We start from the raw sequence: 21,543 nt of genomic DNA on the forward strand, positions 1-21,543 counted from the left end.
CACGAGCAGGCCATGCCCGCAAGGCAATGGCGCATGGTGAGGCGACAACTCCAGGCCCTTTGCACAGAGCCACGAACAGAGCCTACGAACAGGCCGGGACAGCTCAAAATCCCGACCCGCCACCCAGCGTCCCTGAAGAGGAGAACAGCATGCGAATACTGGTACATCATGAACGCGCCGAACGTTGGTGCGATGCTCTGCGTCAGCGCTTGTGCGATACCGCCAGCGCCAAGGGGTCGCGGCAAGGCGAGCTGTCGGAACCGTCATCAAAACAAACGCCGCTGGAAATCGTTGCCGATGACGGCGAGATGCTGGGCGATGTGCTGGTGGTATGGGCGCCGCCCGCGGCGCTGTTCGAGCGCCACCGCGATCACGACGTCAAGGCGATCCTCAATCTGGGCGCGGGCGTCGACAGCCTGCTCGCCAACCCGGCATTGCCTGACGATGTGCCGGTGCTCAAGCTGAGCGATGCCGGCATGGCCAGCCACATGCTGGATTACGTACGCTACGGCCTGCTGCACTTTCGGCGTGACTTCGACCGCTACGCCAGACAGCAGGCGGACACCCAGTGGGCCCCGCACCGCGTGGTGCGCGCCCACCAGTACCCGGTGGCGGTACTCGGGCTCGGCGCCATCGGCAGCCAGATCGCCGAATCACTGGCGGCAGACGGCTATCCGGTACATGGCTTCAGCCGCAGCGCCCACACGTTGCAGGGCGTGACCTGCCACCATGAGACCGGCGCAGGCGGCCGCTCGCTCAAGCAAGTGCTGGGTGACGAGTCGCTCGGCCTCAAGGCGGTGATCAACCTGTTGCCCAATACGCCGGCGACGAGAGACGTGTTGAACGCCGAGGTCTTCCAGGCCTTGCCCGACGACGCCGTGCTGATCAATCCGGGGCGTGGCAGCAGCGTGGTCGAGGAGGATCTGGTCGCGGCGCTCGAGGAAGGCAAGCTCAGGGGCGCCCTGCTCGATGTCTTCCAGCACGAGCCACTGGCCGAGGACAGCCCGCTGTGGCACCAGCCGCGCGTGATCATCACGCCGCATGCCGCCGCGCCGACCCCGGTGGCCGAGGCCGCCGATCAGCTGGCCGACAACATTCGCCGCATTCAGCAGGGTGAAGTGCTGACCGGCATCAGCCGCGAGCACGGTTATTGAGCGCGCTGGCGCGCGGTGCTCAACCGGCGATCAGACGTCACCGCCTGACAGCCATTACAGCGGCAGCGCGGTGGTCGTCTTGATGCGCTCCATCGCGAAGCGGGCCGACACGTCGCTCAGCTCGTCGATGGTGTTGACCAGCCGCTTGTAGACGCGGTCGTAGGCGTTCATGTCCTCGACCTGCACCTTGAGGAGATAGTCGTAGTCACCGGCCATGCGATAGAACTCGGTGACTTCCTCGATCTCCTCGACGATGGCCACGAAACGCTCGAACCAGGCCCGCGAGTGATCGCGGGTCTTGAGCTGCACGAAGGCCGTCAGCCCCATGCCGATCAGCTCGGCATTCAGCAATGCCACCCGTGCGGTGATCACGCCACACTCTTCCAGGCGCTTGAGGCGCTTCCAGCAGGGAGACGTGGTCAGATGCACGGCTTCCGCCAGCGCCGCCAACGACAGGCTGGCATCGCGCTGCAGCAGCCGCAGCAGGGCGCGGTCCGTGGCATCGAGCACTATTTTCTCCATTACCCTCACCTCGCAATGAATTCTTGCCATGAAACATGGCTCACACCATGACAACTGGCAAGTTTTGCTTGGCGGCTGGTCGTACCATGAAAGCTCCTTCCTGCGACCGGAAATGCCGCCATGCCGACCACTGCCTCGCCCTCGACTGCGCATTTCAGCACGCCCGCAGCACAGCACGCCCCGCACGCGACTCAGCGCGAGTCATGGCGCCAACGCAGCCTCGCCAGGCTTGCGACTTTGAAAGCCGCCACCCCAGTGACCCCGCTGCTGGAACTCAGCCTGCGCGGACTGGGCGAAGCGCGCATCCTGATCAAGGACGAGCGGGCGCATGCCAGCGGCTCGCTCAAGCATCGCCTGGCGATGTCGCTGTTCGAGCAGGCCCTGCTAAAGGATTGGCTGACGCCCGGCGGCCCGGTGATCGAAGCCTCCTCTGGCTCCACCGCGGTCTCTGAAGCGTGGCTGGCACGCCGGCTGGGGCTGGAATTCATTGCCGTGGTGCCCAGGGGCACCGCCTTTTACAAGCAGCAAGCGATTCGTGGCGAGGGCGGGCGCGTGGTGGAAATCGAAGACTCCGCTCAGCTCTGTCAGCATGCGCAGGCGCTTGCCGATGACAGCGGCGGTCACTTCATCAATCAATTCCGCCATGCCGCCACGGCCGGCGACTGGCGCAGCGACGGGGCAAGCGGCGGGGCAAGCGACACCAGCCTGCCCGGGGAGTGCCTGGCACAGATCGCCGCACGTGAGCTGCCCGAGCTGCAGGCGGTATTTCTCGGCGCCGGCACCGGCGGCAGTGCCGCCAGCTTCGCGCGCCATCTGCGCCACAAGCGCCATCTGCATCAGGCAGGGCATCGTGCCCGCGTGATCGGCGTGGACCCCGAGCATTCCGTCTATCACGCCTGCTGGCAGCACCATCATGCCCACGGCACCCGTACGACCGCCCTGCCCACCCCGCAGGCGGCCAACCCCATCGAAGGCATCGGGCGGCCCTGCGTGCTGGAGGCATTCGACCCCGCCCATTTCGATGACTACCGACGCATCGCGGATGCGCGCAGTCAGGCGGCCGCGCTGTGGCTGGCCGAGCATGCCGGGCTTGAGGTCGGCCCCTCCACCGGTACCGCCTTCGCGGGGCTGCTCGAGAGTCTGGCGCTCAGGCGCGCACGCGGTGAGTCACTGGCCGGCAGCTGGTTGCTGCTGGCCTGTGATCACGCCGAGCGCTATGCCACCACGCTGGGCGACCCCGCATGGCGAGCCGCACAGCAATCGCGACTCGCCCCACAGCGGGCCTGGATCGAGGCGTTTGGCGACTGAAACGACGCCTGTTTTACGCCCCCGCCGGAAACGACGACACCCCGCCGAGTGGCAGGGTGTCGTAAGGCAGATCCGATGTGATGGCGTGGCTAGCGGGGGTGCATCACACCAGCAGCGCCTGGAACTGACGCAGCCATTCCGGATGCGCCGGCCAGGCCGGTGCGGTCACCAGCTTGCCGGAGGTCACGGCGTCGGTCACTTCCAGCGACACGAACTCACCGCCCGCCAGCTTCACCTCAGGCGCACAGGCCGGATAGGCGCTGACGCGATGGCCTTCCAGCGACATTGCGGCCGCCAGCAGCTGCGGACCATGACAGACGGCGGCGATGGGCTTGTCGGCCTCGACGAAGTGACGCACCATCGCCAGCACACGCTCATCCAGTCGCAGATATTCGGGGGCGCGGCCACCTGGGATCAGCAGCGCGTCGTAACTCTCGACGGCGATCTCGGCGAAGCTGGCGTTGAGCGCGAAGTTGTGGCCCGGCTTCTCGGTGTAGGTCTGATCACCCTCGAAGTCATGGATGGCGGTCTTGACGATATCGCCTTCCGTCTTGTCCGGGCAGACGACATCCACGCGATGCCCCATCGCCTGCAGCGCCTGGAACGGCACCATCAGCTCATAATCTTCTACAAAATCCCCGGCAATGATGACAATGCTGGCCATGATGATCTCCTGATTGGACCCAACGTATAGGTACGCGCCGCGCGCGGCGGAAGGACAAGGCAGTTACAGAGTACCTATCCATTGCACATGAGCAAGCGCTGAAATATCGTCGTGGCCGCCTGACGGGCGTTGGCTTGATTGTGGATCGCCTCAACATCATTACATCATCACGTGCAGTCGCCCTGCCCCGTCGCTGCCTGACCGCTCGACACCCCCATTCACAGGCCACGGCTCCAGTGCCGGTCTCGGGAGTCACCATGACCCTGCTATCTTCCGCCTTGTCTCTCTTCTCTCAAGCCCCCATGCGTCGCGGCGCTTGCACCGCCACACGCGTTTATCGGCCTTCGGCATGGCAGCGCCTGTGCCGCGCAGGCCTGGGGGCGCTCCTGCTGTTGGCGGGCAGTGCCCAGGCGTCCAGCGATGAGGCCGCTGTCAGCACTGACGCGCCCCTGGCGCCAGTCGCCAGCATCGCGCCGGTGCCCTTCACCGCCCACTACACCTTGGTGCTGAATGGCTGGCCGGACGTGCCCATCACCCAGCGCGTCAGCCAGAGTGGCGAGCTGTACATCGCCAGCATGGAGGCCTCCATCAAAGTCGCCAGTGGCTATGAGCAGGGCCGCTTCACGCTCGCGGAGGGTCGCCTGCTGCCCGAGGGCTATCGCTCCGGCTATCGACTGGCCGGCATCGGCAAGGACTACAACCGGGAAGCGCCGGAGGCAGGCGACACCCGTCTGCCTGACCGTCAGAGCCTGCTGGTGTTGCTGAGCCAGCAGGTCGACAGCCAATGGAGCGAGCAGGCCTGTCTGGCCGCGACGCCCTGCTCACTGGATTATCTCGACCACAAGGGCCGCCAGCGCACCTTGATGTACGAGATCCAGGGCCAGGAAACGCGCCAGGCGGCACAGCGTACCTTCCGCACCTTGCGCATCGAGGCGTGGCGCAAGCATCGCGAGCACAAGCACTACCGTATCTGGCTGGCGCCGCGCTGGCCGGGCCTGATGGTCGGCCTCGATTACCTCGACTACGAGGACGTCATGGACAAGGATGGCAACCGCAACGGCGAGGTGCCGCCGCGCTCGGCCCATCTGACCCTGAACCAGCTGAGCAGTGCCCGTCAGTGATGACAGCTCCCGCCTCTAGCGCGGCTGATCATAAGCCCCGCTGATACGCCATCAGCAAGTCTCTCGCGCAATGGTGATGGCGGGGTTATCCAGACTCCACGCCAACCGATATAGTAAGGCCCTTCGGCGGTATTCACCGCCAATCAATCACTTGCGCCGCCCCTGTTGTCCGGGTGGCAACGCCAAGGAAGGGTCATGCTGTCGGGTCTCATCTTCATTCTGCTGCCGCTGATACTCGGCTATCTGGTACGTCTCACCGATCCTGGCCGCCTGGCGGTGGTCAATCGGCTGGTCAATGCCTCCATCTATCTCATCCTGTTCCTGATGGGCATGGGACTGGCGGCGCTGGAGCAGTTGAGTGTCGGCATGGCCGCCATGAGCGGTCAGGCGCTGACGCTGTTCGCCATCATCACGCCGCTGAATCTGCTGGCGCTGTGGTGGCTGTCGCGCCGCAGCCCGCTGCGCGCCAATCCCGCCCAGGCGGTGGATGGCGCACCGATGACCCGCTGGCAGGCGCTGTCCGGCTCGCTGACCCTTGCCGCTGTGGTCGCGCTTGGCGTCGGCGCCGGCGTGCTGCTCAAGACCTTCGGCACCCAGCTTGATACCGACACCCTCGCCGAATGGGCGCTCTATGTGCTGCTGGCGCTGATCGGCTGCCAGCTCAGAAGCTCCGGCATGAGCCTGCGCCAGATCCTGCTCAATCGACACGGCCTGATCATCGCGCTGACGGTGATGGCCAGTTCACTGCTCGGCGGGCTGCTGGCGGCACCTCTGCTGGCGCTGGAGTGGAATCAGGGCATGGCGATCTCGGCCGGCTTCGGCTGGTACTCGCTGTCGGGGATCCTGGTCGGCGATCAGCTCGGGCCGATTCTCGGCGGCGCCGCCTTCTTCAATGATCTGGCGCGCGAGCTGCTGGCCTTCGTGTTGATCCCCCTGACCATCCAGCGCTACACGCCGCTGGCCATCGGCATCGGCGGGGCCACCTCGATGGACTTCACGCTACCGGTGATCCAGCAGACCGGCGGCGTGGCCTGCGTCCCGGTCGCCGTGGTCTCGGGCTTCCTGCTGTCGCTGGCAGCGCCGCCGATGATCCTATTCCTGCTCTCGCTGAGTCACGTCTGATCCGCTGGGCAAGGCTTGCTCCCGGGCTGCCTTAACAGGGACACTCTTGTCCTCCTTCGCAGCCGCTTGAATGTCCATGCCCTCTCAGCCTCACAAAGCTTCCCGCCTCAAGCGCGTCACCCTGGCCGATATCGCCGCCCGACTGGGCGTCACCAAGGTCACGGTGTCGCGCGCGCTCAATCAGCCCGAGAAGGTGTCCGCCGCGATGCGCGAGCGGGTAACCGAATGCGCCCGCGAGCTGGGCTACATGCCCAATCGTCAGGCCGGCAGCCTCGCCAGCGGTCACTCGCGGCTGATCGCGCTGCTGATTCCGTCGCTCTCCAACGCCGTGTTCTCGGAGCTGCATCGCGGCCTGGAAGCCCCGCTGGCCGCCGCAGGCTATCAGCTGCTGATCGGCCATACCGGCTATTCGATGCAGGAAGAGGAGCGCCTGATCGAGACCTGGCTCTCCTTCGGCATCGACGGGCTGGTGCTGTGCGGCAGTCGCCATAGCCCTCGTACCCGCGAGATGATCGCGCGTTCGGGCTGTGCGGTGGTGGAGTGCATGGAGAAGCGCGAGACGCCGCTCGACATGGCGGTGGGACTGGACCAGCACGCCGCTGGCCGCGCGATGACCGAGGCCATGATCGCGCTGGGCCATCGCCATATCGGTTTTCTCGGTGCGCGCATGGACCGCCGCGTCGAACAGCGCCTGGGCGGCTGGCGCGCGGCGATGGAGGCCGCCGGCCTGTCGCAGCAGGCGCTGTTGACCACCGATGCGCCCTCCAGCGTGCGCATGGGCGGCGAGCTGCTCGACGAGATGCTGACCCGCTGGCCCGAGACCCAGGCCGTGTTCTGCTGCAATGACGACCTGGCGGCCGGCGGACTGTTCGAGTGTCAGCGCCGCGGTCTGTCGGTGCCCGACCAGCTGGCGCTGGCCGGCTTCAACGGCCTGGAGATGACCCGCGGCACCTGGCCGCCGCTGGCCAGCGTGGTCACGCCACGCCGCGAGATCGGCGAGCGCGCCGCCGCCCTGCTGCTGGCGCGCTTGAGCGGTGATCTCGACGCCACGCCCCACGGCCTGTGGGAAGACCTGGGCTTCAGTCTGCAGACAGGCGGTAGTCTGGCACCGTGATACTTTGTCCACGTAATATGTGGCGGCAGCCTGGCTCCGTGAGATGTCTGGCGACTGACTAGCGCTCCGGTGCGTCGAGGACCTGCTGACAGACACTCTCGACCAGCGCCTGCGGTGTGGCGCTGATGTCGAGGGTGTGGATGCGTCCTTCATCGTCGCCGGGCACCTCGAGCGTCGCCAGCTGATTGTCGAGCATGTCAGCGCCCTTGAAGAAATGATCGGTCCGCGCCTCGAGCCGCTCCAGCAGCAGCTCGCGCGTGCCTTCGAGGAACACGAAGCCCAGCGCAGCGTCCCCGCCACGCAGTTGATCCCGATAGCGGCGCTTCAAGGACGAGCAGGCCAGTACCAGACTGCGCCCGTCGCGACGCGCCGCCTCGATCAGCTCGGCGAGACGGGCCAGCCAGCCGTGGCGATCGTCGTCATCCAGCGGGATGCCGCGCGCCATCTTGGCCACGTTGGCCTCACCGTGATAATCGTCGCCATCGATGAACTGCGCGCCCAGGCACGCCGCCAGCTGCTGCCCGACGTGTGACTTGCCACAGCCCGACACCCCCATGACCACCAGACGCACGCCACCCTGAGCGGCCAGAGCCTCTGACCTGGTCGGCATCGACGCGACCGCTGATGCTCCTTCTGCCTGCTGCTGCATGAAAACCCTCTCCCCCTGAATGAAAACGATGGCCCACCAGCGTACCCGATGTTGCCGATCAATCCCTTGTCCGGCGCCTCGGGACGGCTGTCGCGCACTGAGCGACTGCCAATTGACGGCCAGTCAGCTGCCAGACGCGACAGACTTTTGTCCCTCATGCACCTTTCGGATCATTGCGTAAGCGTTAATGTTACCGGTAACTTTCATCCTGCACGACCCACGACGCCTCACACAATACGCCTTTGGGCAATGGCCGATGATCACGCCGTTGCCAGCCGCAAGAGTTCGCCATCATGTCCCCAGATAGCACCCTCGTCCTTGCCGCCCTCGGCGGCATTCTGCTGCTGCTTTACCTCGTCATGCGCCTGCGCCTGCATGCCTTCGTTGCCCTGCTGGTGGTGAGCCTGGGGGTCGGACTGGCCACCGGCATGCAGCCCGACGCCATCATCGACTCCGTCACCAACGGCATGGGCAACACCCTGGGCTTCGTTGCCACCGTGGTCGGTCTCGGCGCGATGTTCGGCAAGATGCTGGAAGTGTCCGGCGGTGTCGATCGCATGGCCAACACCCTGCTGGGGCGCTTCGGCACCTCACGCTCGCAATGGGCGCTGGCGCTGACCGGCTTTCTGGTCGCGATTCCGGTGTTCCTGGATGTCGCCTTCATCATCCTGGTGCCGCTGGTCTATGCGCTGGCACGCCGCAGCGGCCGTTCGCTGCTCTATTACGGCATCCCGCTGCTCGCCGGCCTTGCCGTGACCCACTCCTTCATTCCGCCGACGCCGGGGCCGATCGCGGTCGCCAAGCTGATCGGTGCCGATCTCGGCTACGTCATCCTGTTCGGGGCGCTGTGCGGCCTGCCGGCGATGATCGTCGCGGGGCCTATCTTCGGTCGCTTCATCGCGGCGCGCATCGACGCCAGGATCCCGGATTACATGGAAAATACCGGCAGCGTGATGAGCGATGAAGAGGTCAATCAGCGCGCTCCGGGCTTCGGTCTGATCCTGTCCATCGTGCTGCTGCCGCTGGCGCTGATCGTGCTCAACACCGTCTCGGGCTTCCTGTTCGGTGACGACAGCCCGCTGGTCGGCTGGCTGGGCTTCCTCGGCCACCCGTTCGTGGCGCTGAGTCTGGCCACCCTGATGGCCTTCACCCTGCTGGGCACACGCCGTGGCATGACACGCGAACAGGTGATGGAAGTCGCCACCAAGGCACTCGAACCCGCCGGCATCATCATCCTGGTCACCGGCGCGGGCGGCGTCTTCAAGCAGATGCTGATCGATTCCGGGGTCGGTGACGTGCTCGGCAACCTGATGGCCGACAGCAACCTGCCGCCTATCCTGCTTGCCTTCCTGATCGCCACCGCCGTGCGTGTCATCCAGGGCTCGGCCACCGTGGCGATGATCACCGCCGCCGGCCTCATGGCCCCGGTGATCGATACGCTGGCGCTGTCCGGCCCGGTGCTAGGGCTGGTGGTGATCGCCATCGCCAGTGGCGCCACCGTGCTCAGTCACGTCAATGACTCCGGCTTCTGGCTGGTCAGCCGCTACTTCGGCCTCACCGAGAAGGAAACACTGAAGAGCTGGACAGTGATGGAGACCCTGATCGGCGTGATCGGCGTCTGCATGGCGCTGCTGATCGGCCTGTTCATCTAGTTTATCCAGTTCAACTATTTCAACTACTGAATCTGGCCTGCCCGCGCGGTTCAGCCAGGCTGACAGGAGGGTTCATCCCGTCAGCAGGCGCCGCCCGCCAGGCGCACTCGTGAAAAGCTGCCACTTCGTGTGGCAGCTTTTTTTGTGGGGCGCCAATCACGCAATGGCAGATTGCGTCTGTTGCACGCTATTTCCCATTTTGGCATTGCGCCTGAATGGCATCATGCGATCATCCACCCATTCGTCTGCCTTTCATGGCCATGATCCACCGCCCGCTCTGACCGACGCCAAAGCGACTGGCCAGAAGACGGCTGCGCATCAGGCCAGTCACTTTTCGTTCGGAGTCCGCATGGACCATAGCCCTGAGACGCCAGCGTCGTCTTCCGCGTCGCCCGCCCCTGCCGGCCACCCCGCACCCTCCTCGCGGCGCCTGATCTGGATGCGCCTGCTGGCGCTGATCATTCTCGCCCTGGCGATCGCGCTGGCCGCCTGGTGGATGAATCATCGCCCCGGGGCGCCGAAGCGTGCCCCCAGCGAGGCGCCTGCGCCCACGGTCGAGGTAGTGACGGTCAGCCATGCCGCCAACGCCCCGACGCTTGAGGGCTTCGGCCGCGTGATCGCCGATCGTCAGACCACGGTCTCCACGCGCGTCAGCGGTCAGCTGGCGCCTTTCCCCGAAGGCATCGAGGCCGGCCGCGAAGTCCGCGAGAACCAGCTGCTGGCCAGTCTCGATCAACTGGATTATCAGCTGGCACTGCGTCAGGCCGAGGCGGATCTCGCCACGGCAGAGGCCAGCCTCGCCTCTGAAAAGGGCGAGCAGATCCGCGCCGCCTCGGAATACAAGACCTTCGGTCGCAATCTGCCGGCGGCCCAGAAAGCGCTGGTCCTGCGCGAACCTCAGCTCAAGTCGGCCCAGGCCGCCGTGGAAAGCGCCCGCGCCAGCCGCGATCAGGCCAAGCTCAATCTGGCCCGCACCGAGATTCGCGCCCCCTACGACGGCCTGATCAGCGAGCGTCTGGTCGGCGAAGGCAGTGATCTCAATGCCTTCACCGACCTGTTGACGCTGGTGGCCACCGACCGCTTCTGGGTGCGCCTCAATCTGCCGCAGGCCGACATGGAGTGGCTCTCGACCCACGCCCGTGATGGCCAGGGCACGCCGGTTCTGCTCTCGAGCAAGGCCTGGCCGGATGGCCAGCATCGCCGTGGCGAAGTGTGGAGCGTGCTGCCGTCGCTGGAAGACAACGGCCTGCTGACCCAGGTGATGGTGGCGGTGGAAGACCCGCTGGCGCTCAATGTTTCCGAGGAGGCGCGCGCCAGCACCCCGGCACTGCGCATCGGCGATGTGGTCGAGGCGACCCTGACGCCCCAGCGCACCGCCTCGCTGATCGAACTGCCGATCAGTGCGCTGCGCAGCGGCCAGCAGGTCTGGGTGCTGACGGAGGACGATCATCTCGAGAAGCGCTCGGTAGGCGTGCGCCATCTGGGCAATGACACCCTGTTGGTCGCCGACGGTCTGGTGGACGGCGAGCGCGTCATCACCAGCTCCCTGAGCAGCGTCGAAGCCGGCATGGCACTGCGCGCGCGTGGCGATGCGCCGACGCCGACCGCCAAGACAACTGATGCCGAGGCGGCTGACGACAAGACGACGGCTGGCGACAAGAGCACCGCGACAGTTGAGAAGGACACGGCGGTTGTCGACAAGAGCACCGCCGCTGGCGACAAGAACACCACGGTTGCCGACAAGAGCGCCACGACCACCGGAAGTGACTCATGACGGCACAGTCGCGCCTAAAGGGCCCCATCCGCTGGATGCACGATCACGGCGTCGCCGCCAACCTGCTGATGCTGTGTCTGATTCTCGGCGGCCTGCTGATGTCCAGTCAGATCAAGAAGGAGGTCTTCCCCTCCTTCGAGCTAGAGATCATCAACGTCAGCGTCAGCTACTCCGGTGCCACGCCGGATGAGGTCTCCGAGAGCCTGTTGCAGGCGATGGAGTCCGCGGTACAGGACGTGGAGGGCATCGAGGAGATCACCGCCACCGCCGAGGAAGGCCTTGGCTCGCTGTCCATCGAGCTGCAGGACGGCGTCGAGACCATGCGCGCCTATCAGGACATCCAGCAGGCCATCGACAGCATCACCACCCTGCCCGATGAATCCGACCCACCCGTCTACTCGCTGGCGGGCCGCTCGCGCAGCGTGATGGAACTCAAGCTGCATGGCCAGACCGATGACCAGACCCTGCGCAATGTCGCCGAGCGTCTGCGCCTGAGCCTGCTCGACAGCGACGACATCACCAAGGTGGAGCTGACCGGCATCCGTGACCGCGAGGTGCATGTCGCGCTGGAGGAAGGCGCGCTACGTCGCTATGGCCTGTCGCATCAGGATATCGCCGGTCTGATCGGCAATCAGGCGCTCAACCTGGCCGGGGGCAGCCTCGATACCCAGCAGGGCGAATATCTGGTGCGCTATGAGGCACGTCGCGACGGCGCCGCCGAGTTCGCGCAGCTGCCGGTGATCTCCAGCCAGGAAGGCAATGTCGTGCGCCTGGGCGATATCGCCACCGTCACCGACGGCTTCGCTGACAGTGACAAGGAAGTGCTCTACGACGGCGAACCGGCGATTGGTCTCGACATCTATCAGGTCGGCTCCCAGACACCCAACGAGCTGTCCGCCGCGACCATGGCGATGCTGCCGCAATTGACCGCCAGCCTGCCGCGCGGACTGACGCTGAGCGTGGAGGACGATGACTCGCTGGTCTATCAGGACCGTCTGGAGCTGCTGCTCAAGAATGCCTGGATGGGGCTGGTACTGGTGCTGGTGCTGCTGGGGCTGTTCCTCGAGGCGCGTCTCGCCTTCTGGGTCACGCTGGGCATCCCCACCGCCTTCCTCGGCGCGATGCTGTTCCTGCCGCTGGTAGGCGTGTCCATCAACATGATCTCGATGTTCGCCTTCATCATCGCGCTGGGCATCGTGGTCGATGACGCCATCATCGTCGGCGAGAACATCCACTCGCACCGCGAGCGCGGCGCCAGCATGCGCGAAGCCGCCATTCTCGGCGCGCGCGAGATCGCGGTGCCGCTGGCGTTCTCGATCCTGTCCAACATCGTGGCCTTCATCCCGCTGCTGTTCCTGCCCGGCTTCCTCGGGCTGGTATTCGGCATCATCCCGCTGGTGGTGATCAGCATCTTCGCGCTGAGCTGGATCGAGGCGATCTTCATCCTGCCCGCGCACCTGGGCCACACCAGCGAGAAGCCGATCCGCTGGCTGGCACCGCTGGACCGCGTGCGCCATGGCGTCCAGCACGGGCTCGAGCGCTTCACGCGTCGCCGCTTCCAGCCCTTCCTTGAAGGGTGTCTGAACTATCGTGGCCTGACCGCCATCTGCGGCCTGGCACTGCTGGTGCTGGCGATGGCCTGGATGGCCAGCGGCCGCCTCGGCTTCTCGCTGATGCCGCGTGTCGAGTCCAACCGTGCCGGCGTCACCGCCAACCTGCCGGTGGGCAGCCCGATCAGCCAGGACCGCGAAGTGCGCACCCTGCTGCTGGACGCGCTGGAGCGGGTCCGCGAGCGCGATGACGCCCCCGCGATCTACTCCACCAGCGCCGAGATCGAAGGCAACTCGCTGAGCATCATCGCCAATCTGGACACCACGGTGGAAGACAACTGGTCGCCCTCGCAGCTGATCACGGCCTGGCGTGAGGAAGCCGGCACCATCGCCAATACCGAGTCGCTGCTGTTCGAATCCGACATCGGCGGGCCGGGGCGCGGCGCGGGCCTCACCATCCGCCTCTCCTCGTCTGACAGCGGTGCGCTGATGGCCGCCGCCGAGTCGCTGGCGACGTCGCTTGAGGATTACAGCTCGCTGTCCGACATCGACAGCGGCCTGGATGACGGCAAGCGCGAGCTCTATCTGCAGCTCAATGCCTACGGTCGCTCGCTGGGACTGGATGGCGCCACCCTGGCCAACCAGCTGCGTGGGCCGCTGTCCGGCGCGACCGCCCTCAAGCAGCAGCAGGGCCGCAACGAGGTCGAGGTCAAGGTGCTGCTGCCCGAAGACCAGCGCGCGAGCCTCGCCCAGCTGGAGAACTTCGGCGTGCAGACCGGCAACGGCGTCAGCGTGCCCCTGGGGCTGGTGGCCGACATCGAGCAGGGACGCGCCGCGTCCAGCATCCTGCGCATCGACGGGCGCCGCGTGATCGAGGTCACCGCCAACGTCACCCCGTCCGACGCGGTCAGTCAGGTGATCACCAGCCTGGAAAGCGACGTCTACCCTCAGCTGAAGAGCCAGTATCCGAGCCTGAGCATCGGCTATGGCGGGCGTCAGGAAGAGACCGCCGACAACCTGGGGTCACTGCAGGTGTCGTTGCTGCTGACACTGGCGGCACTCTATCTGCTGCTGGCGTTGCCGTTCAGAAGCTACCTGCAGCCGCTGCTGGTGATGACGGCGATCCCCTTCGGCCTGATCGGCGCGGTCATCGGCCATCAGCTGATGGGCTATGGCCTGTCGGTGATCAGTCTGATGGGCATGCTGGCGCTGTCGGGCATCGTCATCAACGACGCCCTGGTGCTGATCGACTACGCCAACCGCCAGCGTCTGGCCGGCGCCACCGCGCGTGAGGCGATCATCATGGCGGCCACGCGACGTCTGCGTCCCATCCTGCTGACGACGCTGACCACCTTCTTCGGCCTGGCGCCGATGATCTTCGAGACCTCGCGCCAGGCGCGCTTCATGATCCCGATGGCGGTCTCCATCGGCTTCGGCATCCTGTTCGCGACGGTGATCCTGCTGATCCTGGTGCCCTCGCTCTACCTGTTGCTGGAAGACCTGCAGCACAACCTGCGCCGCCTGCTGGGGCTGCCGCCCCGCAACCCGCGTCATGAGGAGCAGCCATCATGATGCCCGCCGTCACCGCCTGGCGCTCACGGCTGTCCGTGCGGCTGTTCGTGATCCTGCTGCTGACCAATGTCGTGATCGGCGGCAGCATCTACATGTTCATCTCCCACAGCATGGACAGAGGGTTCGCGGAGTATCTGGAGCAGACCCAGCAGGAGCGCATCGAGCTGATCTCGTCCGACCTGGTCAGCGCCTACGCCGCGGAAGGCAACTGGGACTGGATGAAGAGCCGGCGCAACTGGGGGCGCATCGTGCATTCCCAGGCGCCGCCGGACAGGTTCGAGATGCCGCCGGGCGCCAACATAAATCGCCCCCAGGACTACATGCTGCGCGATACCCGCGGCCAGCGCCTCAATGGGCCGCCGCGCCCCATCCCCGGCATGCAGTTCAAGGACCTGATACTGGACGGCGAGAAGATCGGCGAGCTGGGCTACCTGCCGGTGAGTGAATTCCTGCGCCGCGGCAAGGACCAGTATCTGGAGCGTCAATCGCGCAATCTGGCGACCATCATCCTGTCCTCCACCTTCGCCTCGCTGCTGGCGGCGGCCGGCATCGCCTGGTGGCTGGGCCATCGGGTGCGTGACCTCGCCAGTGGCGCCAGCCGTCTGTCGAGTGGCGACTATGCCACCCGCCTGCCGGTGCGTGGGCGAGATGAGCTGTCGCGGCTGGCCGGCGACTTCAATGCGCTGGCGCAGACGCTGGAGACCAACCGCGATTCGCGCCAGCGCTGGGTGAGTGATATCTCCCATGAGCTGCGCACGCCGCTGGCGGTGCTCAAGGGCGAGATCGAGGCCATGCAGGACGGTATCCGCCCGATGAGCCAGGACAGCCTCGGCTCGCTGGAGCAGGAGGTGGATGCCCTCAACCGCCTGGTGTCGGATCTGCGCCTGCTGGCCCAGAGCGATGCCGGCACCCTGGAAGCCTGGCGCGAGCCGCTGGAGCTGGATGCCCAGCTCAGCGATAGCCTGGACGACCTGCGCGGCTGGCTGGAAGACAGCGGCCTCCAGCTGGAGACCGACATCCAGTTGCCACTGCGCGTGCAGGGCGACATGCAGCGCCTGCATCAGCTGTGGAGCAACCTGGCCAGCAATACCCGCGCCTACACCGACTCGCCCGGCAAGTTGAAGGTCAGCCTGCTGCGCGAGGCCGCCGCACCCGGGGATGGCGCCGGCCACCCCGGCTGGGCGGTCGTGCGCTGGGAAGACTCGAGCCCCGGCGTGCCAGAGGCCGAGCTTGCCCACCTCACCGAGCGCCTCTACCGGGTCGAGAACTCGCGCAATCGCTCCAGCGGGGGGTCAGGTCTGGGCCTGTCGATCGCCAGCGCGCTGGTCAGTGCGCATGATGGCCAGCTGGTACCGGGCCAGTCATCGCTGGGCGGACTGCGATGGGACATTCGCCTGCCGCTGTTGTCTACTTGAAACAGTCATTTTCATCTGCAAGGACTCTTGACCATGAGCGACGTTCACGCCGACACCACTGACGCCCGGGCCGAGACCCAGAAACCGCTGATTCTGGTGGTGGAAGACGAGCCCAAGATCGCAAGCCTGCTGTGCGATTATCTGGACGGCAGCGGGTATCGCACCCGGCATGTCGACGACGGCAACGCCGTCATCGCGGCGGTCAATGACGAGACACCCGCCCTGGTATTGCTGGACCTCATGCTGCCGGGCACCGACGGCCTGACCCTGTGCCGTCAACTGCGGGCCGAGGACAACCTGCTGCCCATCGTGATGCTGACCGCGCGGGTCGAGGAAGTGGACCGCCTGCTGGGGCTGGAGCTGGGCGCCGATGACTACATCTGCAAACCCTTCAGCCCGCGTGAGGTGGTGGCGCGCATCAAGGCCGTGCTGCGTCGCAGCCAGGCGCTTGATCAGACCCTCTCGCAGACCTCCGACAAGGGCCAGCTGGTGCTCAATGAGGAAGGTTGGCAGGCACTGGCCGATGGCAGCGACCTGGGCCTGACCGCGGTCGAGTTCCAGCTGCTCAAGGTGATGATGCAGTCGCCGGGGCGCATCTTCTCCCGCGATCAGCTGATGGACCACATGTACCGCGACCACCGCATCGTCTCCGAGCGCACGGTGGATTCCCACGTCAAGAAGCTGCGCCGCAAGATCGCCAATGTCTGGCCGGAGCGCGACGTGATTCGCTCCATCTATGGGGTCGGCTACAAGTTCGAGCCTGACGTGCTGGACTGATATCTCGCCTCGCGCAGGCCCTGAAACCTTTCAGAAACATGACAACCGCCGTCTGTGACCACAGACGGCGGTTGCGTTTTTGTTGCACCCACGGTGCGAACTTGCTGTCCAACTGCGACGGATACTGTCATCACTGCCTAAGCGAGAGCCATTTACTGCTGCTCAAGCGCGGGTCTACGCCACAAGTGAGGTATTCGTCATGTCCCACAGTCCTGCCCGTCGTGCTCTCTCCCGCACTCGCCTGATCGGTGCCGGCGTACTGAGCGTCATGCTGATGGCATCACCGCTGAGCGTGACCAGTGCCAGCGCCGCCGATGTCTCGCTGAACGTGCTGCTGGATGGCATCAGCCTGAACGTCAGCCAGCGTGCCACCCTCGACAAGCAATATCGCCACTATCGCCAGCAACGTCAGGCCGCAGAGAGCCATCACGACGCCAAGGCGCTTGCCAAGGCGCGCAAGGCCTACCTGGCCGATGTCGATCGCGTCCTGAACCGTCATCAGACCCAGCGCTTCCACCAGCAGTTCGACCGCCACTATCCGGCGAATGCCCAGGCGGCGAAGAAGCGCCACCACGGTGGCTGATGGCAACCGCGTCTGAGCGCCCCGGGTTGAAACCTGGCGTCATCACCTTGATCAAGGACTCAGTCCCTACAGGATTCAGACCACAAGATCACGCTGCAGAAAAGACACAGCAAGCCGTTGCATGTTCCGCCCAGGCGCGTTGCACGCAACCCCATGAAACGTTGCACAATGCCGGCACATTCACTGCTGATAATGCTCTTATCGCTTGATTCCGGCCCTTTATCTAGACACTCGGAGTACGCCATGAACCGCATTTCTCGCAAGCTCATCGTTTCCGGTCTGCTGACCGCCCTGGCACTGCCGATGACCGCCGTGGCCTCAAGCAACGACAAGCACCATGACGGCGCCGACCGCAAGGAAGGCCTCGACAAGATTCTCGCCAGCTGGCATCTCAGCGATGAACAGCAGCAACAGCTCGACGCACTCAAGCAACAGCAGATGGAAAGCCGCAAGCAGCTCAAGGAGCAGAAGTTCGACTCCCGCGAAGCGCGCCGCGACGCCATCCAGGCACAACGTGAAGAACACAAGGCCGCCCTGGCAGAGATTCTCGACGAGAATCAGGTCAAGGTGCTCGAAGCCTACTGGGCTGCCGGCAAGCCGATGCACGGCAAGCACATGGGCAAGCATGACGGCAAACGACACGGCGAAGGCAAGCATGCCGACGAGCGTGGTGGCGAACGCGGCGGCAAGCACATGGCCGGCGAGCGTGGCGGCAAGCACATGGCCGACAACGGCAAGCAGCGCATGCAGCTGATGGGCGCCCTGTTCGACAGCTGGGACCTGGATGACGACCAGCGCAGCGCCCTCAAGGACTCCTTCAAGTCCATGCGTGACGACATGGAGTCACTCAAGAAGACCGACTTCGACTCGCGTGAAGCGCGCAAGGCTGCCTTCGAGGAACTGCGCAAGACCCAGCACGATCGTCTGGCCAAGGTGCTGGATGACGACCAGATCAAGGTGCTGGACCTGATGCACCAGCGTGACAAGCGCGGTCCGAAGATGGCTGACCGTCAGCAGCAGGAAGGCATGAAGGCGCTGCTGGCCAGCTGGAACCTGAGCGATGACCAGATGCAGGCGCTCAAGGAAGTCCGCAAGGAAATGCGTGACGAGATGCATGACAGCATGAAAGAGATGCACGACGACATGCGCGATGCCATGCAGGACGCCGACACCAAGCAGGAGCGTGTCGCCGCTCGCCAGGAAATGCGCAAGGAAATGAAGGAGCAGCGCCTGGAGCTGCGTGAGGAAGGCCGCGAGAAGCTCGCCGATGTGCTGTCCGCCGAGCAGCTCGATGCGCTGGAAGCCTTCATGGCCAATGGCATGCGCCATCACGCTGGCAAGCATCATGGTGGCATGAAGGGTGACATGAAGGGCGGCGACATGAAGCGCGGCCCGATGCATGACGCCGACCAGTCTGAAGATGCCTGAGTCAGGCCATCACCTTGGCAACTGAAAGCCGGCTGATCGACGCTCCGGCGAGGTAAAAATCAGCCGGTCGCGCCCCGGACGATCGCGCCCCAGACACAGCCATTCAGCTGCCCTGCTGACGTCACTTTCGCCGCCCCGGCCACGATTCTGTGGTCGGGGCGGCGTCGTTCTGTCCTTTTACCGACAGCGATTTTTCCGAGCACGACACCGCGCCTGCGAGGCTCTGCCATCGGGCCTCGCGGCGACGTGATCACGACACGAGGATAAGCGGAAGCGACAGTTGCACTGCCTTTTTCCCCAAAGGGGGGTTATATTTTTATTGAACAATCAATTAAAATAATTCTGCAAGGCTTTGAGCATTACACGGCGTGATGATGTGAGTCGCGTTTTCCTGACTGCTGAGCTCCCCTCCGCTGCCGATCTCGACCGGCGGCAGCAAGACGGGATGCCTGCAACCGTCACAGGAAAGCGGACCCGGCAGATGCCGACGAGACTGACGCCTGCCATCCCGGCAACTTCAAGGGAGCAAGCGACGGCGACCGCCACGGACTCGCGAGCAGACACCGGAGTGACCCGCCCCTTCGCGAGAAGGTCGGGTGACGTCCAGGGACGCCGAGTAGACGTTCGAAGTGATGAGAGCAGCACGATGAAGGCACAGCGTTCCCCAGTGCTCGGCCTGCCATCGTTCTTCTGCGGCCAATCTGGCCTGCAGAAAAGGGGCCGCACCACGGTGCGCGCCCGGCGTCTCTCATGAATTGCCCACCGGCATTTCTTGCTTGCTGCCCAGCGATGCCCCTGCAATCGCGTCGCCACGGCAGTCGACACTGCCGCTGCTGCAAGTTCCGCCCCGCGCGTGAGCTGAGCACGGCCCGTGCCGTTCGTGTCCGTCTTTTCCTGCACGCCACCCGCACTTTCTGCGGCTGACGGGCAGCTAAGCACCACGCACGAGTGAAACTTCCCCTGATAAGGAGTTGCTCATGCAGAAACCTGCTTCCGCCGAGAACGCCACGCCGTCCTCGAGTCGTATCAACCCGACGGTCTTCTACGGATCGATCATCGGCATCCTCGCCTTCCTGGCCTTCGCGATGCTGTTCACCGAACAGGCCGACGCCTGGATCGGCAGCGCCCTGGGCTGGACCATCGATACCTTCGGCTGGTTCTACATGCTGGCCATCGTCGCCTATCTGGTCTTCGGCGTGCTGATCGCCTGCTCGCGCTTCGGGCGCATTCGCCTCGGGCCGGACGATTCACGCCCGGAATTCTCGCTGCTGTCCTGGTCGGCGATGCTGTTCGCAGCCGGCATCGGCATCGACATCCTGTTCTACTGCATCGCCGAACCGCTGTCCCACTACGTGGCGCCGGTGACCGGTGACCCGCAGACCCAGGCGGCAATCCGCAACGCCATGGTGGAAACCTTCTTCCACTGGGGCCTCTCCGGCTGGGGCATCTACGTGCTCGCCGGCATGTCGCTGGCCTACTTCAGCTACCGCCACCGCCTGCCACTGGCGATCCGCTCGGCCTTCTACCCGCTGCTCGGCAACCGCATCAATGGCCCGATCGGCAACGCCGTGGACATCTTCGCGATCATCTCCACCGTGTTCGGCATCGCCACCTCGCTGGGCATCGGCGTCATCCAGCTGAATTACGGCCTCAAGTTCATGCTCGGCGTGCCCGAGAACCTCGCCGTCCAGGCCGCGCTGATCATCGGCGTGATGGTACTGGCGACCATTTCCGTGATCACCGGTGTCGAGAAAGGCATCCGCATGCTGTCCGAGTTCAACATGCTGCTGGCCACCGCGCTGCTGATCTTCGTGCTCGCCGTCAGCGACACCTCGCAGCTGCTCAACGCCCTGGTGCTCAATGTCGGGGACTACATCACCCAGTTCACCGCCAAGAGCTTCGATACCTACGCCTACACCCCGGGTACCGATGAGTGGATGAGCGGCTGGACGCTGTTCTTCTGGGGCTGGTGGATCGCCTGGACCCCGTTCGTCGGCCTGTTCCTGGCGCGTATCTCACGTGGCCGTACCATCCGTCAGTTCGTGTTCGGCGCGCTGCTGATTCCGCTGAGCTTCATGATGGTGTGGATGAGCGTGTTCGGTAATTCCGCCATCGACATGGTCGCCAATCAGGACGTCGCGGCACTGGCCACCGAAGCCCTGAACGCACCGCAGAACACCATCTACACCTTCCTGGAGCAGCTGCCCTACTCCACCATCACCACCGCCGTGGTGGCGATTCTGGGTATCGTGTTCTTCGTGACCTCCGCCGACTCCGGCGCTCTGGTACTGGCCAACTTCACCTCCATCCTCAAGGACGTGAACCACGATGCGCCGATCTGGCTGCGCATCTTCTGGTCCGCCATCATCGGCCTGCTGACGCTGGCGCTGTTGATGGTCGGGGGGCTGAGCGCGCTGCAGAGCGCCGTGGTGATCACCGCCGTGCCCTTCTCCATCGTGCTGATCTTCATGATGATCGGCATGTACAAGGCGCTGATGATCGAGGACCGCAAGGAGAACGTGCGTCAGGACAACAGCTGCGTCTACGAAGGCGTCGACTGGCATGAGCGTCTGGACCACGTGCTCGACTTCGCCCAGAGCGGCAGTTCCGAGGCGACCCTCAAGCGCTCCATCCGCCCGGCCCTCAACCAGCTGGCCGAGGAGCTCAATCGTCGCGGCCAGGTCTCGAGCGTCACCGAAGAGACGCTGGAAGATGAGCCGCTGCCCCGCGTGACGCTGGAAGTCGAGTTCGAGGACGCCTCCAACTTCGTCTACCAGGTGCGTGCGGTGCGCCAGCAGACGCCGAGCTTCATCGACGCCAATGACGACTTCTACCTGCGTCTGGAAGTGCACCTCTCCGAGGGCGGCAGCGGTCAGGAGCTCAACGGCCTGTCGCGTGCCCAGGTGCTCGACGAAGTCGTTACCGCCTATCAGCAGCATCTGGCCTTCGTGCGCCACGATACGGTCAACGAAGCGCCGGCGATGCCGGGTGTGATCGGCAAGTCAGAACTGGACTGATCATAGCTGGACTGATCAGAACTGGACTGAGCCGTCGCTGAGCGCCTGCGCTCGGCCTGCAATGCAAAAGCCCCCGCCGGGAGACCGGCGGGGGCTTTTTGCGTCTTGCCTTGTGCGTTTG

At 65.0% G+C, this 21,543-nt stretch carries 16 protein-coding genes; 13 read left to right on the plus strand and 3 right to left on the minus strand.

Features of this window, described 5'->3' with window-relative positions; all coding sequences use genetic code 11:
* The first annotated feature begins 149 nt into the window (after positions 1–149).
* Positions 150–1,154 (plus strand): 2-hydroxyacid dehydrogenase, encoded by a 1,005-nt coding sequence (locus tag AOG28_RS06225; protein ID WP_054555657.1) that lies wholly within the window; start codon positions 150–152, stop codon positions 1,152–1,154.
* Positions 1,155–1,208: 54 nt separating this feature from the next.
* On the opposite strand, the gene AOG28_RS06230 is transcribed toward AOG28_RS06225, so the two are convergent.
* Entirely contained in the window at positions 1,209–1,664 is a 456-nt protein-coding gene (locus AOG28_RS06230; protein ID WP_043334316.1) for an Lrp/AsnC family transcriptional regulator, read from the minus strand.
* Positions 1,665–1,796: 132 nt separating this feature from the next.
* On the opposite strand from AOG28_RS06230, the gene AOG28_RS06235 reads away from it, so the two are divergent.
* Complete coding sequence (locus tag AOG28_RS06235; RefSeq protein ID WP_082388374.1) at positions 1,797–2,984, plus strand: PLP-dependent cysteine synthase family protein; 1,188 nt, start codon at positions 1,797–1,799, stop codon at positions 2,982–2,984.
* Between the two features lie 103 nt (positions 2,985–3,087).
* Here AOG28_RS06235 and AOG28_RS06240 read toward each other — a convergent pair whose 3' ends face one another.
* The gene (locus AOG28_RS06240; RefSeq protein ID WP_043334317.1) at positions 3,088–3,648 is read right to left on the minus strand and encodes a DJ-1/PfpI family protein; all 561 of its coding nucleotides are present in this window, start codon (positions 3,646–3,648) and stop codon (positions 3,088–3,090) included.
* Between the two features lie 257 nt (positions 3,649–3,905).
* Between AOG28_RS06240 and AOG28_RS06245 the strand changes: the two genes are divergently transcribed.
* The 3 genes from AOG28_RS06245 to AOG28_RS06255 all read left to right on the plus strand — a co-directional run bounded on the left by AOG28_RS06245 (position 3,906) and on the right by AOG28_RS06255 (position 7,005).
* Positions 3,906–4,769 (plus strand): hypothetical protein, encoded by an 864-nt coding sequence (locus tag AOG28_RS06245; RefSeq protein WP_054555659.1) that lies wholly within the window; start codon positions 3,906–3,908, stop codon positions 4,767–4,769.
* Positions 4,770–4,964: 195 nt separating this feature from the next.
* Complete coding sequence (locus AOG28_RS06250; RefSeq protein WP_054555660.1) at positions 4,965–5,891, plus strand: lysine exporter LysO family protein; 927 nt, start codon at positions 4,965–4,967, stop codon at positions 5,889–5,891.
* Between the two features lie 76 nt (positions 5,892–5,967).
* Positions 5,968–7,005, plus strand: a complete 1,038-nt coding sequence (locus AOG28_RS06255) for a LacI family DNA-binding transcriptional regulator (RefSeq protein WP_054555661.1) — start codon at positions 5,968–5,970, stop codon at positions 7,003–7,005.
* A 58-nt stretch (positions 7,006–7,063) separates the two neighbouring features.
* Here AOG28_RS06255 and AOG28_RS06260 read toward each other — a convergent pair whose 3' ends face one another.
* Positions 7,064–7,615: a gluconokinase gene (locus AOG28_RS06260; RefSeq protein ID WP_054555662.1), complete on the minus strand. Its 552-nt coding sequence runs from the start codon at positions 7,613–7,615 to the stop codon at positions 7,064–7,066.
* A 332-nt stretch (positions 7,616–7,947) separates the two neighbouring features.
* Between AOG28_RS06260 and AOG28_RS06265 the strand changes: the two genes are divergently transcribed.
* From AOG28_RS06265 to betT, 8 genes are all read left to right on the plus strand, one after another.
* Positions 7,948–9,306: a GntT/GntP/DsdX family permease gene (locus tag AOG28_RS06265; protein ID WP_043334321.1), complete on the plus strand. Its 1,359-nt coding sequence runs from the start codon at positions 7,948–7,950 to the stop codon at positions 9,304–9,306.
* A gap of 349 nt (positions 9,307–9,655) precedes the next feature.
* Positions 9,656–11,080: an efflux RND transporter periplasmic adaptor subunit gene (locus tag AOG28_RS06270; RefSeq protein WP_160317852.1), complete on the plus strand. Its 1,425-nt coding sequence runs from the start codon at positions 9,656–9,658 to the stop codon at positions 11,078–11,080.
* Complete coding sequence (locus tag AOG28_RS06275; protein WP_235506962.1) at positions 11,077–14,202, plus strand: efflux RND transporter permease subunit; 3,126 nt, start codon at positions 11,077–11,079, stop codon at positions 14,200–14,202. The genes AOG28_RS06270 and AOG28_RS06275 overlap by 4 nt, the downstream gene beginning before the upstream one ends.
* Positions 14,199–15,617 carry an ATP-binding protein gene (locus AOG28_RS06280; protein ID WP_054555664.1) on the plus strand — a complete coding sequence of 473 codons (1,419 nt, stop codon included), beginning with the start codon at positions 14,199–14,201 and terminating at the stop codon, positions 15,615–15,617. Before AOG28_RS06275 ends, AOG28_RS06280 begins: the two co-directional genes overlap by 4 nt.
* Positions 15,618–15,650: 33 nt before the next feature.
* Positions 15,651–16,394 carry a response regulator gene (locus tag AOG28_RS06285; protein WP_052384687.1) on the plus strand — a complete coding sequence of 248 codons (744 nt, stop codon included), beginning with the start codon at positions 15,651–15,653 and terminating at the stop codon, positions 16,392–16,394.
* A gap of 199 nt (positions 16,395–16,593) precedes the next feature.
* On the plus strand, positions 16,594–16,977 hold the full coding sequence (locus AOG28_RS06290; RefSeq protein ID WP_054555665.1) for a hypothetical protein: 384 nt from the start codon (positions 16,594–16,596) through the stop codon (positions 16,975–16,977).
* Between the two features lie 243 nt (positions 16,978–17,220).
* Positions 17,221–18,405, plus strand: coding sequence for a Spy/CpxP family protein refolding chaperone (locus AOG28_RS06295; RefSeq protein WP_054555666.1), 1,185 nt, complete (start codon positions 17,221–17,223; stop codon positions 18,403–18,405).
* A gap of 977 nt (positions 18,406–19,382) precedes the next feature.
* Positions 19,383–21,422 carry a choline BCCT transporter BetT gene (betT, locus tag AOG28_RS06300; protein ID WP_043334330.1) on the plus strand — a complete coding sequence of 680 codons (2,040 nt, stop codon included), beginning with the start codon at positions 19,383–19,385 and terminating at the stop codon, positions 21,420–21,422.
* Positions 21,423–21,543 lie beyond the last annotated feature (121 nt).

This window comes from Cobetia sp. UCD-24C (assembly GCF_001306765.1).
GTDB classification, from domain to species: domain Bacteria; phylum Pseudomonadota; class Gammaproteobacteria; order Pseudomonadales; family Halomonadaceae; genus Cobetia; species Cobetia amphilecti.

Bases quoted from the DNA above. Each gene is read 5' to 3' on its own strand.
- AOG28_RS06250 (WP_054555660.1), top strand. From the start codon at position 4,965: ATGCTGTCGGGTCTCATCTTCATTCTGCTGCCGCTGATACTCGGCTAT.
- AOG28_RS06295 (WP_054555666.1), top strand. From the start codon at position 17,221: ATGAACCGCATTTCTCGCAAGCTCATCGTTTCCGGTCTGCTGACCGCC.
- AOG28_RS06240 (WP_043334317.1), bottom strand. From the start codon at position 3,648: ATGGCCAGCATTGTCATCATTGCCGGGGATTTTGTAGAAGATTATGAG.
- AOG28_RS06245 (WP_054555659.1), top strand. From the start codon at position 3,906: ATGACCCTGCTATCTTCCGCCTTGTCTCTCTTCTCTCAAGCCCCCATG.
- AOG28_RS06270 (WP_160317852.1), top strand. From the start codon at position 9,656: ATGGACCATAGCCCTGAGACGCCAGCGTCGTCTTCCGCGTCGCCCGCC.
- AOG28_RS06285 (WP_052384687.1), top strand. From the start codon at position 15,651: ATGAGCGACGTTCACGCCGACACCACTGACGCCCGGGCCGAGACCCAG.
- AOG28_RS06275 (WP_235506962.1), top strand. From the start codon at position 11,077: ATGACGGCACAGTCGCGCCTAAAGGGCCCCATCCGCTGGATGCACGAT.
- AOG28_RS06225 (WP_054555657.1), top strand. From the start codon at position 150: ATGCGAATACTGGTACATCATGAACGCGCCGAACGTTGGTGCGATGCT.
- AOG28_RS06290 (WP_054555665.1), top strand. From the start codon at position 16,594: ATGTCCCACAGTCCTGCCCGTCGTGCTCTCTCCCGCACTCGCCTGATC.
- AOG28_RS06260 (WP_054555662.1), bottom strand. From the start codon at position 7,615: ATGCCGACCAGGTCAGAGGCTCTGGCCGCTCAGGGTGGCGTGCGTCTG.
- AOG28_RS06255 (WP_054555661.1), top strand. From the start codon at position 5,968: ATGCCCTCTCAGCCTCACAAAGCTTCCCGCCTCAAGCGCGTCACCCTG.
- AOG28_RS06235 (WP_082388374.1), top strand. From the start codon at position 1,797: ATGCCGACCACTGCCTCGCCCTCGACTGCGCATTTCAGCACGCCCGCA.
- AOG28_RS06280 (WP_054555664.1), top strand. From the start codon at position 14,199: ATGATGCCCGCCGTCACCGCCTGGCGCTCACGGCTGTCCGTGCGGCTG.
- betT (WP_043334330.1), top strand. From the start codon at position 19,383: ATGCAGAAACCTGCTTCCGCCGAGAACGCCACGCCGTCCTCGAGTCGT.
- AOG28_RS06265 (WP_043334321.1), top strand. From the start codon at position 7,948: ATGTCCCCAGATAGCACCCTCGTCCTTGCCGCCCTCGGCGGCATTCTG.